Below are 12,769 nucleotides of genomic sequence, written 5' to 3' on the forward strand. Positions count from 1 at the left end.
ACAGGACGGAAGGCCACCGCCCCGTCCACCGGCGATCCAGACTGCCGGATCCGTCCGCCCCCAACCGTCACCCGAACTCGTCGACGCTCGCGAAGGGATGCCAGGATGAAAGCCATCACGTTCGTCACCCAGAAGGGGGGCAGCGGCAAGAGCACGCTCTGCATCTCCCTGGCGGTCGCCGCCCAGGAGCGCGGCCTCTCGGTCTGCATCCTCGAGATGGACCGCCAGGCCACGATCAGCGACTGGCTCGACCATCGCACCGCCGAGGGCCCGGAAGTGGCGCAGATCGACGCGACGCAGATCGAGGGCGTGATGGCCCAGCTGCGCGACTCCGCCTACGACTACGTCTTCATCGACACCCCCGGCGTCGATTCCGCCGGCACCCTCTCGGCGATCCGCGCGGCCGATCTCTGCGTCATCCCGTGCCGCCCGACCCCGGCGGACCTGCGCGCCTTCAAGCCGACGCTCGCGGCGATCTACCGGCTGGAGAAGAAGTTCGCCTTCGTGCTGAACCAGACCCCGCCCCGCTCCTACCGCATCCGCGATGCCGCCGACGGCCTCGCCGTGCTCGGCATCCTGCCGGACGTGAACATCGTCGCCCGCACCGACCACCAGGACGCCATCGGCGTCGGCCAGGGCGTCACCGAGTTCAATCCGAAGGGCCAGGCCGCCTCCGAGGTGCGCAAGCTCTGGAGCTGGATCGAGAAGCGCATGCAGGTGAGCAAGCATGCCAAAGCCGCCTAAGCTGAGTCTCGCCTCCATCGTTGCCGCCTCGACCCCGCCGGGCAAGTCCCACCAGGGCCCCCAGCAGACCGCCGAAATCGTCCAGCTCGACACCGGCGCGCCCCCGCTGCGGCGCCCCACCGCCACCCTGAAGCAGCGCGCCCGTCAGATGTCGGTCTACCTGGAGCCGCCGGTCTACGATCAGCTGCGCGACATCGCCCATGCGGAGCGGGCCAAGATGCACGGCCTGATGCTCGAGGCCCTGGATCTGCTGTTCAAGCAGCGCGGCGCCCGCTCCATCGACCAGCTCAACGAGCCGGACGGGCGCTGAGCAAGAAAGAAGAGCTGCAGCAAGAGCTTGCCGGGGCTTTCCGATGTTTCGGATCAGCCTCGTGCGGTGCGTGACGGCCCGCGGCCGCGATCGATCGGACCAGGATTTTTCACCGATCTCGCAAAGGCTTGGCGGACGATCCTCAGGCTGAGCCTCCGTCCGGGCTCGCGGCCCCGGCCCGGTCCCCCCGCCGGGACAGGCCTGCGTTCAGCCTTCCTTTACGGCATTCGGACAATCTTATCCGTCTCGGGAAGGGCGCAGGGCGCCGGTCCCGGGGGCTCGTCCGGTCCTGCTCTCGCCCGCCGGCGGTCCCTCTCGAATGTGTTTTGTGGATCGGGGCGGGGGCTGGGGCGGATCATCGCGATGGCGCGTACGACGAAGCCGGGACATCCGGGGCCGGCCCCGCTGCCGCTCTGGCGGCTGCTGGCGGTCTCGGCCGTGGCCCTCACCACGGCCAACTGCGCGCAGTCCCCGCAGAAGCTCGCGGGCGCCTCCGGAACCGGCTCCAGCCTCGATCCGAAATACGGCGTCAAGGCCAGCCCGCGCCTCTACAACGAGGGCGACGTGATCCCGAAGGGGGGCGGCCGCCGCTTCTCGGGCAAGCCCTACGTAGTGGCCGGGCGCACCTACGTCCCGCGCGAGGACGCCAAGGGCTATGTGCGCGAGGGCCTGGCCTCCTGGTACGGCTCGGCCTTCCACGGGCGCATGACCGCCAACGGCGAGGTGTTCGACCGCCACTCCATCGCCGCGGCGCACCCGACCCTGCCGCTGCCGAGCTACGCCCGCGTCACCAACCTCGCCAACGGCCACTCGATGATCGTCCGGGTGAACGATCGCGGCCCCTATCACGCCAACCGCCTGATGGACGTCTCCGAGGAGGTGGCCGAGGCGCTCGAATTCCGCCGCAGCGGCACCGCACGGGTCCGCGTCGAGTATGCCGGCAAGGCCTCCACCGCCGGCAGCGACGACCGCAAGCTCCTCGCCACCCTGCGCACCGACGGCCGGCCCGCCGCCGTCAACGGCCCCTCGCCGGTCATGCTGGCCGATCTCGGCCCGGACACGGCGCAGGTCTCCGCCGAGCGCCTCGCCCGGGCGAGCCGCCCCGCCCTGGCCTTCAAGGAGGCCGACGACCAGCCCGCGGCCGAGGCCGCCCCGGTCGCCGCGACCGAGGCGGCGCCGGCGCCCCGTCCGGCCAAGCCCGCCCCCATCCTGGTGGCGAGCGCCGCCACCGTCGCGGTCCCGGCCGCGCTGCAGCCGACGGCTTTGCGGGCCGAGGGGTTCCGGCCCGTGCGGCACAGCCCGTCCGAGCCGCACCAGACCCTGGCCGCCGCCCGGCCCGCGCCCCTCAGCCTGACCCCGCCGCCGCTGCGGCTCGCCGGGGCGCGGCCCGAGCCGCACGCGACCGCGAGCCGCCTCGCCGCCGCGTCGCCGGCCGGCAAGGGCCAGGGGCTGGGGCAGGGGCAGGGGCTCGCGACGGTCGCCCAGGCCGGCGGGGCGCCGGCCAGGAGCGATCCCCGCGCCGCCACCGCCCGCTTCGCCGCCGCGACCCCGGCGCCCGCATCCCGGACGGCTCCCGCCGGGCTGTCGGCCGCCGGACCGAGATCGGGCCACCAGCCCGGTGTCGCCCGGATGGCGGTCGCCAGGACCGGTTCGGAGGCCAGGACCGGTTCGGAGGCCAGGACCGGTTCGGAGGCCAGGATGGCTTCGGAGGTCAAGGCGGCGCCCAAGGCCGTCGCGGTCGCCAAAGCCGTCGCGGTCGCCAAGCCCGTCGCGGTCGCCAAGGCCGGTCCGGTCGGCAAGCCGGCCGGCAAGGCCGCCGGTCTGGCCCAGGGGGCGCCCCCGGCCAAGGCGACCCCCGCGGCGCGAACGGCTCTCGCCGCCAAGGCGCCGGCCCGGACCCGCGCCCAGTTCGCCGAGGCCCGCTGAGACGCCCGCCGAGGCGGCATGCGGCGCGTCCGCGGCCGTCGGGACCCATCGACGCGCGAGGGGACCCACACGTGATTTGGGTTCGATCTCGGCGCCAAATACCTGTAACGTCACGCTTGATCGTGGGGGCGATGCACGGGGCGGCGTGAGGCAGGGCGTGAGACAGGGTATGAGTGTGAGAGAGCTCCTCGCGGGTCGGAACGGAGCGGGCCGCGCGGCGGTGTCGGGGCTGGTCCTGGCCGCGGCGCTGAGCCTGTTCGCGGCGGGCTCCGCCCTGGCCCAGAGCTTCCAGACGGCGGCGCCCCACGCGATCCTGATCGATGCCGATTCCGGCTCGGTGCTGTTCGAGAAGGGGGCCGACGAGCTCTTCTCCCCGGCCAGCATGGCCAAGCTGATGACCACCGAGATCGTGTTCAACGAGATCCGGCAGGGCCGGCTGACCATGGACTCGGAGTTCCAGATCACCGAGGACGCCTGGCGCCGGGGCGGAGCGGGGGGCGGCGGCTCCTCGATGTTCGCGCAGCTCAACAGCCGCATCAAGCTGTCCGACCTGCTGCGCGGCCTCATCGTGCAGTCGGGCAACGACGCGGCCATCGCCATCGGCGAGGGCATCGCCGGCTCGGAGGAGAATTTCGGGCGGATGATGACGGCGCGGGCGCGGGAGATCGGCCTGACGCGCTCGACCTTCCGCAACGCGACCGGCTACTCGGCCCCCGACCAGAAGGTGACCGCCCGCGATCTCGCCAAGCTCGCCCTGCACCTGATCGAGACCTACCCGGACCTGTACAAGATCTTCGCCGAGCGCGAGTTCACCTGGAACAAGATCAAGCAGCAGAACCGCAACCCGCTGCTGACGCTCGATCTCGGCGCCGACGGGCTGAAGACCGGCTACCTCGAGGAATCCGGCTACGGCCTCACCGGCTCGGCGGTGCAGAACGGGCAGCGCCTGATCATGGTGGTGAGCGGGCTGAAGACCGCCCGAGACCGGGCGGCGGAATCGCGCAAGCTGATGGAGTGGGGCTTCCGCGCCTTCGAGCCGCGCCAGGTCTTCACCGCCGGTGAGACCGTGGCGGAGGCCTCCGTCTACGGCGGCGCGGCGGGCAGCGTGCCCCTCGTCGCCAAGAAGGCCGTGCGGGTGCTGCTGCCGCGGGGCTCCGGCGACAAGATCACCGCCCGGGTGGTCTATCAGGGCCCCCTGGTCGCCCCGGTCGAGCAGGGGCGCGAGATCGGCCGCCTGCGCATCACCCGCGGCGACACCCAGGCCCTCGACCAGCCGCTCTATGCCGGCGACACGGTGGAGGCCGGCACGCTCCCGCAGCGGGCCCTCGACGCGGCCTGGGAGGTCGGCACCGGCCTGTTCCGCAAGGCGTTCGAGAAGGCCGGCGCGAAATCGTGACGGCGCCCGGGACGGGGGGAGGGACCTTCATCACCTTCGAGGGCGGGGAGGGGGCCGGCAAGTCCACGCAGATCCGCCGCCTCGCCGCGCATCTGCGTGCCGAATCCGGCCGCCCCGTGCTGACGACGCGCGAGCCCGGCGGTTCGCCCAAGGCCGAGCGGATCCGCGAGGCGCTGCTCGCGGGCCTGGCCAAGCCCTACGGCCCCTTCGCCGAGGCCCTGCTGTTCTCCGCCGCCCGGATCGACCACCTCGACACCCTGATCCGCCCGGCGCTGGGGCGGGGCGAGATCGTGCTCTGCGACCGCTTCGCCGATTCGACCCGGGCCTACCAGGGCGCGGCCGGCGGCCTGGACCCGGATGTGCTGGTCGCCCTCGAGGGCGTCGTCGTCGGCCCGACCCGGCCCGACCTGACCCTGATCCTCGACTGCGAGCCGGAGCTCGGGCTCGCGCGCGCGCAAGCGCGCCGCGCCGCGGGTGCCGAGGGCGCGGTCGACCGCTTCGAGGCCGAGGCCCTGGCCTTCCATGCCCGCCTGCGCACGGCCTTCCGCGCCATCGCGGCGGCGGAGCCCGGACGCTGCGCCGTCGTCAACGCCGCCCTGCCCGCCGACGCCGTCGAGGCCGCGATCCGCGCCGTGGTGGCCGAGCGCCTGCCCGGGCTGCTGCCCGCGCGGGCCGGCCATGGCCGGAGCGACGACCGCCCCGGGACGGAGCACGGCGATGCGGCCTGAGCGCGCCCCCGAGGACGTCGAGCCCGGAGACCTGACGGAAGTCCCGCGCCCGCGCGAGCAGAGCGATCTCGTCGGCCATGCCGAGGCGGAGGCCGCCTTCGTCGCGGCGATCGCCTCGGGGCGCCTGCACCATGCCTGGCTCATCGGCGGCCCGCGCGGCATCGGCAAGGCGACGCTGGCCTACCGGGTCGCCCGCTGGCTCATCGCCCATCCGGCGGCGCAGGGGGCGCCCGCGAGTCTCGCCGTCGACCCGGACCATCCGGCGGCGCGCCAGGTCGCGGCCCTGTCGCATCCCAACCTCGTGGCCCTGCGCCGGACCCGGGCCCCCCAGGCCAAGACCCTGGCGACCCGGATCTCGGTGGATGCGGCCCGCGGCGCCCTCGCGCTGTTCGGCTCCACCGCGGGCAATGCGGGCTACCGCATCTGCATCGTCGACAGCGCCGAGGACCTCAACGCCAACAGCGCCAATGCGCTCCTGAAGATGGTGGAGGAGCCCCCGCCCCGCTGCCTGTTCCTCATCGTCAGCCACGCGCCGGGCCGGCTCCTGCCGACCATCCGCTCGCGCTGTCGGGCCCTGACCCTGCGCCCCCTCGCGGAGGCCGAGGTGGCGCGGGTGATCGGCGGCTTCGCGCCGCCCTTCGTGCAGCCTGGCCCCGAGGCGCTCGCCCGGGCGGCGCAGCTCTCGGAGGGCTCGGTCGCCGAGGCCGTCGCCCTGCTCGATCCCGCCCGGGCCAGCCTCGTCGCGGAGGTCGAGACCCTGCTGGCCCGCCTCGACCACCCGGACTGGCGCCGCATCCTGGCCCTGGCCGAGAAGCTCAGCGGGCGGGACTCCGACGACCTCTTCGCGGCCAGCCTCGACACGGTGTTCCGCTTCGTCTCGGCCGAGCTCGACCGGCGCCGGCACGCGCCGCCCGCCCGCCTTGCGGCCCTGGTCGAGGTGTGTGACAAGATCGCCCGCGCCGCGCGGGAGGCCGCGACCTACAATCTCGACCGCCGGCCGCTGGTCCTGTCCCTGTTCGGCGACCTGGCGGGCGCGCTCCGCGACGCCGCCTGACAGGGCCTGGTCGTCTCCCGCCGTCCTGTGATCCCGGGACCCGATTCCGGGGCCTGATCCTGTGAACCCTGTATCCGGGGAACCCCTCGACGTGACCGCCACCGACCCGGCAACCGCGAAGACCTTCGGTCTTTCCACCGCGATCTCCTATCCCAACGGCGCGCCGCATATCGGCCATGCCTACGAGGTGATCGCCACGGACGCGATCGCCCGCTTCAAGCGCCTCGACGGCTACGAGGTGCTGTTCTCCACCGGCACCGACGAGCACGGCGTCAAGATCCAGCAGACGGCGGCCAAGGCCGGGATCACCCCGCGGGACCTCGTCGACGCCATGTCCGCGCGCTTCCGTGCCATGGCCGAGGCCCTGGATTGCAGCCACGACCGCTTCATCCGCACCACCGAGCCCGACCATTACGCGGCCGCCCAGGAGTTGTGGCGCCGGATGGAGGCCAACGGCGACCTCTACCTGTCGAAATATGCCGGCTGGTACTCGGTGCGCGACGAGGCCTACTACGCCGAGGACGAACTCGAGACCGGAACCGACGGCGTCCCCGTGGCCAAGGCCACCGGCACGCCGGTGACCTGGATGGAGGAGGAGAACTTCCTGTTCCGGCTCTCGGCCTACCAGGATCGGCTCCTCGCCCTCTACGAGGCCGAGCCCGACTTCATCGGCCCCGAGACCCGGCGCAACGAGGTGGCGAGCTTCGTGCGCTCCGGCCTCAAGGACTTCTCGGTCAGCCGCACGAATTTCGACTGGGGCGTGCCGGTGCCCGGGCACCCCGACCACGTCATGTACGTCTGGGTCGACGCCCTGACGAACTACCTCACCGTCACGGGCTTTCCCGACCAGGCCGACGCGCGGACGAAGTTCTGGCCGATGGACCTGCACGTCATCGGCAAGGACATCGTCCGCTTCCACGCGGTGTACTGGCCGGCCTTCCTGATGTCGGCGGGGCTGCCGCTGCCCAAGCGCGTCTTCGGCCACGGCTTCCTGCTCTCCAAGGGCGAGAAGATGTCGAAGTCGCTGGGCAACGTCGTCGACCCGATGGACCTGATCGCGACCTACGGGGTCGACGCGGTGCGCCACTTCGTGCTGCGCGAGGTGCCCTTCGGCGGCGACGGCAATTACAGCCATGAGGCGATCATCACCCGCTACACGGCGGACCTCTCCAACGGGCTGGGCAACCTCGCCCAGCGCTCCCTCTCGATGATCGCCAAGAACCTCGGCGGCACGATTCCCGAGCCCGGCGTCCTCACGGAGGACGACCGCGCCCTGCTGGCCCTGGCCGACGCCTTGCCCGCCACCGTGCGGGCGGCCATGGACCGGCTCGCCCTCCACACGGCGCTGGCCGAGATCTGGGCCGTGATCACCGCCGCCGACCGCTACTTCGACGCGCAGAAGCCCTGGGTCCTGCGCAAATCCGATCCGGCCCGGATGGCGGCGGCGCTCTCCGTCGTGGCCGAGACCCTGCGGGCCATCGGCATCCTGGTGCAGCCCTTCATGCCGGGCTCCGGCGCCCGGCTCCTCGACCTCCTGGCCGTGCCGGCGGACCGGCGCCAGCTGGCCGATGTGGGGGAGGGCGGTCGCCTCGTGCCGGGGACGCCGCTCCCCGCCCCCGTCGGCCTGTTCCCGCGCTTCGTGGAGCCGGAGGCGTCTTCGGCGTGAACGACGGCGTCTCGTCCGACGGCATCTTGCCCACCCCACCGTTTTCCGAGCCTCGCCTCATGCTGGTCGACAGCCACTGCCACCTCGATTTTCCGAATTTTTCGGAGGATCTGCCCAACGTCCTCGCCCGCGCCCGCGCGGCCGGGGTGACCCGGATGGTCACGATCTCCACGCGGATCGCCAAGGCCCGGACCTACGAAGCCCTGTCGGAGGCCAACCCCGAGATCTGGCACACCATCGGCACCCACCCGGACGGGGCGGGCGATGAGCCCGACGTGCCGACCGAGGCCATCGTGGCGCGCACGCACCATCCCCGCTGCATCGGCATCGGCGAGGCGGGCCTCGACTTCCACTACGACAACGCCGCCCCCGAGGCGGTGCAGGAGCGGGTCTTCCGCCGCCACATCGCGGCCGCCCGCGAGACCGGCCTGCCGCTGGTGATCCATTCCCGCGACGCCGATGCGGAGATGGAGGCGATCCTCGTCGACGAGATGGGGCGCGGCGCCTTCACGGCCGTCCTGCACTGCTTCTCGTCGGGGGCGCGCCTGGCCGAGGTCGGCGTCGAGCTCGGCTTCTGCGTGTCCTTCTCCGGCATCGTCACCTTCCGGCGCTCCCACGACCTGCGGGCGATCGCCCGGTCGGTGCCGCGCGACCGCCTGCTGGTGGAGACCGACGCCCCGTTCCTGGCGCCCGAGCCCCATCGCGGCCGCACCAACGAGCCGGCCTACACGGCGGACACCGCCCGCGCCCTCGCCCAGACCCTCGAGATGGAGTTTTCGGACTTCGCCGCGCTGACGACGGCCAATTTCCACCGCCTGTTCCACAAGGCCGCGGCCTGAGCCGGGCAGGGGGCTCGGATCGGGCGTGACAGGCCCCCGCCCCCTCCGATACCAACGGGGGCGGAGGTGCCGATGGGCGCATTGCGATTGACGATCCTCGGCTGCGGCTCGTCCGGGGGCGTGCCCCGCGTGGGCTACGGCTGGGGCGCCTGCGACCCGCAGGAGGCGCGGAACCGGCGCCGGCGCTGCTCGCTCCTGGTGGAGCGGCAGGACGGCGACCCGGCAGGAGCCGCCACCACCCTCCTCGTCGACACCTCGCCGGACCTGCGCGAGCAGCTGCTCGGCGCGGCGGTCCAGCGCCTCGACGCGGTGCTGTTCACCCATGCCCATGCCGACCACACCCACGGCATCGACGACGTGCGGCCTCTGGTCATCCACATGCGCCGGCGCATCCCGGTCTTCGCCGACGCCCGCACGCGCCGCCTGCTGGAGGCGCGGTTCGGCTACTGCTTCGAGACGCCCCCCGGCAGCGAGTATCCGCCGATCCTCGACATGCACGACCTGGCGGACGGGGAATCGACGGTGGTGGAGGGGCCGGGCGGGGCGATCACGGCCCTGCCCTTCGGCCTGGAGCACGGCAACGAGGCGGCCCTCGGCTTCCGCTTCGGCCCGGCGGCCTACGCGCCCGACGTCAGCCTGATGCCGGCGGCGTCGCAGGCGCGGCTGCACGGCCTCGACCTGCTGATCATCGATGCCCTGCGGGACACCCCGCACCCGACGCATTACTCGGTCTCGGATGCCCTGGCGCTGATCGAGACGGTGCGGCCGCGCCGGGCCATCCTGACCAACCTGCACACGGATCTCGACTACGCCACGCTGAGCGCCAAGCTGCCGCCGAACGTCGTGCCGGCCCATGACGGGCTGAGCGTCACGCTGGATCTCTAGCGTTCGTCCGGGATCGGGGGAAACCGGTTCTCCCGAGAAGACGAACGGCGAGACGAGGAATCGCCAGTCCGTCTCGGCCAGGATGAACCGGACGGACTCCCGGGAGGAGGGCGGTCCGCCGCCTCCCCCGATCCCCTCCTCGGCTCAGTTCTGGGTGCCGGCGTCCTGCGGCAGGCCCGCATTGGCCAGGAGCTGCGCCGTGGCGGCGCGGGCCAGGCGGTCGTAGCCCGCATCGGTCATGTGCAGGCCGTCGGGACCGATCATCTGGGTCGGGGACAGGAGCCCCTGGGCGGCCCAGGCGCGCATCATCGCGTTGCGGCGGATCACCGGCACGTTGAGCTCGGTGGCGATGGCGTGCAGGGCGGCGCCGTAGGCCTCGGCCCCGGCGGTGGTCGAGAGCTTCTTGCACCATTGCTGGTCCATCAGGACCACGTCGGCACCGGTGGCCCGCATGGCGAGGATGCCGGCGCGGGTGAGTTCGGCGAAGCGCGCGACGCTGACGCCGCTCATCGGGTCGTTGCTGCCGGTCTGCCAGATCACGAGGTCCGGCTTGTCGGCGAGCACGTCGCGCTCCAGCCGCCGGGCCATGGCCTCGGAATCGTCGCCGCCCTTGCCCCGGTTCAGCACCGTGACGGCGGAATGCTCCGCGCCCATCGCCCCGAGCCGCGCCGTGAGGTCGCGCTGGAGCTGGGCCGGGTAGGTGGTGGCCGGCGAGGAGGCGCCGGAGCCCTCGGTCGAGGACGAGCCGAAGGCCACGATGCGGACGGCCTGGCCCTGGGCGATCAGGCCGGCGAGACGGGGCAGGCGGGCCAGCGCCCGGCGCGGGATCGCCGTCCGGACGATCGGTCGGGCCGTCTCCATCGCCGCGGCCTGGGGCGGCTGCACCAGGGCGGTGCGCTGCGGCTCGGCCTGCGCGCGCGCCGGCGCGCCGGTGGCGAGCGAAACGGATCCGACGGCCAGCAGGACCAGGCTCAGGGCAGCGGAGGGGCGTGCAAGGATCGGCATCGCATTCGCTTCGGAGAGGATCGATTCGGACGGGCATCCGCTCGGCTGGTGCCCGGTATCATGTATTATGAGGAGGAATTGTGACATCCGCCAGCGGTTTAGCACCCCTGGCGGTCGCTGCGCGCCCAAGAACTAGCAACGACGTGAATCGCCCGTGTGGAGATTGCATGAATACGCGGTGTCGGGAATGGGTGAACCCTTCGTCGCGGGAGGCCCCTGCCCCGGTTCGACGGGTTCTGGTTCCATAATATATCTTATGCGAACGGCGTTCATGGGGTCTGGGACGGGGTCTGAACCCGGGTCCGGGACGGCCATCCGGCCTTCGCCTGGCCCCGGATCTGGCCCTCCTGGTCTACGCCGCCGTGCCGTCCGGGTCGCGCGGGGCGAGGGTGCCTCAGGCGACCGGTTCGAGCGCCCTGCCCTGCGGCGTGCCGAAGCGCGCGAAGCGCAGGGCCAGGGTCGGCAGGATCAGGAGGTTGAGCACCGTCGAGGTGGCGAGGCCGCCCAAGATCACGATGGCCATCGGGCCCTCGATCTCGCGGCCGGGCTCGCCGGCGCCCAGCGCCAGCGGCAGCAGGCCGAGGCCGGTGACCAGGGAGGTCATCAGGATCGGCACCATCCGGTCGGCGGCCCCGCGAACCGCCGTGTCCCGGTCCCAGGCCTGCCCCTCCTCCACCACGAGGTGCTCGTAATGGGCGATCATCATGATGGTGTTGCGCAAGCTGATCCCGAACAGGGTGACGAAGCCGACGATCGAGCCCAGCGACAGCACGGCCCCGGTGGCGAAGACCGCCAGCACGCCGCCCACGAAGGCGAAGGGCAGGTTGACCAGGACCAGCAGCAGGTTGCGCAGGCTTCCCGTCACGATGGCCAGCAGGAGGACGATGCCGAGGCCGGCCAGCCCCGCATAGACCAGGAGGTCGCGCCGGGCCCGCGCCTGCGCCTCGGCCGAGCCGGCGAAGCCCACATAGGTGCCGGGGGGCAGGGCGACCGCGCGGGCGATCTTGCGCTTGGCATCGGCCACGAAGCCGGCGACGTCGCGCCCCGTCACGTTGGCGGTGACCGCCTGGACCCGCTGCGCGCCCTCGTGCTGGACCTGATAGCGCCCGGAGGTCTCGTAGATGTCCGCCACCTGGGCGAGGCGCACCACCCGGCCGCCGGAGCCGCGCAAGGGCAGGTCGCTCAGGGCCGAGAGCCGGCCCCGCGTGGCGGAATCGAGGATGACGAGGACGTTGAACACGGCGTTGCCCGCATAGGTCTGGCCGACGATGTCGCCCTGGTAGGCGGTGCGCACCACCTCCATCACCTCGATGGCCGAGAGGCCCCAGTGGCGCAGGTCGTTGGGCCGCAAGCCCACATTGACCTGGGGCAGGCCCGCCGGGGAACTCTGCTGGATGTCGACGGCGCCCCGCACTTCGGCGAGTTCGCGGGCGATGTCCCGGGCGGCCGTCTCGATGGCGCCGAGATCCGTGCCGAAGACGTTGATCACCACCGGGGCGGTGAAGCCCGACACGGTCTCCTCGATGCGCTCGGTGAGGAAGGTCTTGAGGGAGAAGGCGGCCCCGGGGAAGCCCGCCATCACGGCCCGGATCCGGGCCTCCGCCGCCCCCTGCCCCGCCCCGTCGAGGCCGGGTTCGAGGTCGATGTGGATCTCGCTGTAATGGGTGCCGGCGGTGTCCTGGCCGGCCTCGGCCCGGCCGATCTGCGACGCCACCGCCCGGATGCCGGGAATCGCCTTCAGCTCCGCGGTGATGCGGGTGCCGAGCCGCAGGGATTCCTGCAGGGCGGTGCCGGGCGCCGCCGCCATGTGCAGGATCAGGTGGCCCTCCTTGAGGTCGGGCAGGAAGGTCGAGCCGAAGAACGGCAGCATCGCGGCCCCCAGGAGGGTGACGAGGAGGCCGCAGGCCATGAGGACGCGCGGGGCGCGGTCGATCCGGGTGAGCAGGCGGGCGTAGGCGCCGCGCGCGACGCGCATCACCGGCGGGTCCAGGGTCGAGGCCTCGCGCCGGCCGGTGAGCAGCCCCATCGCCAGGGCCGGGGTCACCGTGAGGGCGACGGCGAGCGAGGCCACCACGGCGAGGATGTAGGCGAGGCTCAAGGGGCCGAACAGCCGGCCGGCGATGCCCGACAGGGCGAGGACGGGGAGGAAGACCAGCAGCACCGCGATGGTGGCGTAGGCGACCGCCGTGCGCACCTCCAGGATGGCGTCGAGGACC

11 protein-coding genes are annotated in these 12,769 nt (G+C 72.7%); 9 read left to right on the forward strand and 2 right to left on the reverse strand.

Features of this window, described 5'->3' with window-relative positions; genetic code table 11:
- Positions 1-105 precede the first annotated feature (105 nt).
- The 9 genes from ASF18_RS04435 to ASF18_RS04475 all read left to right on the forward strand — a co-directional run bounded on the left by ASF18_RS04435 (position 106) and on the right by ASF18_RS04475 (position 9,548).
- Positions 106-744 carry a ParA family protein gene (locus ASF18_RS04435; protein WP_056222129.1) on the forward strand — a complete coding sequence of 213 codons (639 nt, stop codon included), beginning with the start codon at positions 106-108 and terminating at the stop codon, positions 742-744.
- Positions 728-1,054: a ribbon-helix-helix domain-containing protein gene (locus tag ASF18_RS04440; protein ID WP_056222132.1), complete on the forward strand. Its 327-nt coding sequence runs from the start codon at positions 728-730 to the stop codon at positions 1,052-1,054. Before ASF18_RS04435 ends, ASF18_RS04440 begins: the two co-directional genes overlap by 17 nt.
- Positions 1,055-1,417: 363 nt before the next feature.
- Complete coding sequence (locus tag ASF18_RS04445; RefSeq protein ID WP_056349815.1) at positions 1,418-2,980, forward strand: septal ring lytic transglycosylase RlpA family protein; 1,563 nt, start codon at positions 1,418-1,420, stop codon at positions 2,978-2,980.
- Positions 2,981-3,149: 169 nt separating this feature from the next.
- The gene (locus ASF18_RS04450; RefSeq protein WP_056222141.1) at positions 3,150-4,376 is read left to right on the forward strand and encodes a D-alanyl-D-alanine carboxypeptidase family protein; all 1,227 of its coding nucleotides are present in this window, start codon (positions 3,150-3,152) and stop codon (positions 4,374-4,376) included.
- Positions 4,373-5,104, forward strand: a complete 732-nt coding sequence (tmk, locus tag ASF18_RS04455; protein ID WP_056222144.1) for a dTMP kinase — start codon at positions 4,373-4,375, stop codon at positions 5,102-5,104. Before ASF18_RS04450 ends, tmk begins: the two co-directional genes overlap by 4 nt.
- A complete protein-coding gene (locus ASF18_RS04460) occupies positions 5,094-6,158 on the forward strand; it encodes a DNA polymerase III subunit delta' (RefSeq protein ID WP_056222243.1) in 1,065 nt (354 codons plus the stop codon). Before tmk ends, ASF18_RS04460 begins: the two co-directional genes overlap by 11 nt.
- A 91-nt stretch (positions 6,159-6,249) precedes the next feature.
- The gene (metG, locus tag ASF18_RS04465; protein WP_056349817.1) at positions 6,250-7,824 is read left to right on the forward strand and encodes a methionine--tRNA ligase; all 1,575 of its coding nucleotides are present in this window, start codon (positions 6,250-6,252) and stop codon (positions 7,822-7,824) included.
- Positions 7,825-7,883: 59 nt separating this feature from the next.
- A complete protein-coding gene (locus tag ASF18_RS04470) occupies positions 7,884-8,663 on the forward strand; it encodes a TatD family hydrolase (RefSeq protein ID WP_056275081.1) in 780 nt (259 codons plus the stop codon).
- Positions 8,664-8,735: 72 nt separating this feature from the next.
- The gene (locus ASF18_RS04475; protein WP_056349819.1) at positions 8,736-9,548 is read left to right on the forward strand and encodes an MBL fold metallo-hydrolase; all 813 of its coding nucleotides are present in this window, start codon (positions 8,736-8,738) and stop codon (positions 9,546-9,548) included.
- A gap of 144 nt (positions 9,549-9,692) precedes the next feature.
- Here the strand turns inward: ASF18_RS04475 and ASF18_RS04480 are convergent, their stop codons facing one another.
- Together ASF18_RS04480 and ASF18_RS24510 are read right to left on the reverse strand one after the other, a co-directional pair.
- Entirely contained in the window at positions 9,693-10,553 is an 861-nt protein-coding gene (locus ASF18_RS04480) for an SGNH/GDSL hydrolase family protein (protein ID WP_244472574.1), read from the reverse strand.
- Positions 10,554-10,947: 394 nt separating this feature from the next.
- Positions 10,948-12,769, reverse strand: a 1,822-nt coding sequence (locus tag ASF18_RS24510; RefSeq protein ID WP_244472575.1) for an efflux RND transporter permease subunit, incomplete at its 5' end; no start/stop codon positions are given.

Origin of the sequence: Methylobacterium sp. Leaf89 (assembly GCF_001422215.1) — a bacterium.
In the GTDB taxonomy this organism is placed as follows: domain Bacteria; phylum Pseudomonadota; class Alphaproteobacteria; order Rhizobiales; family Beijerinckiaceae; genus Methylobacterium.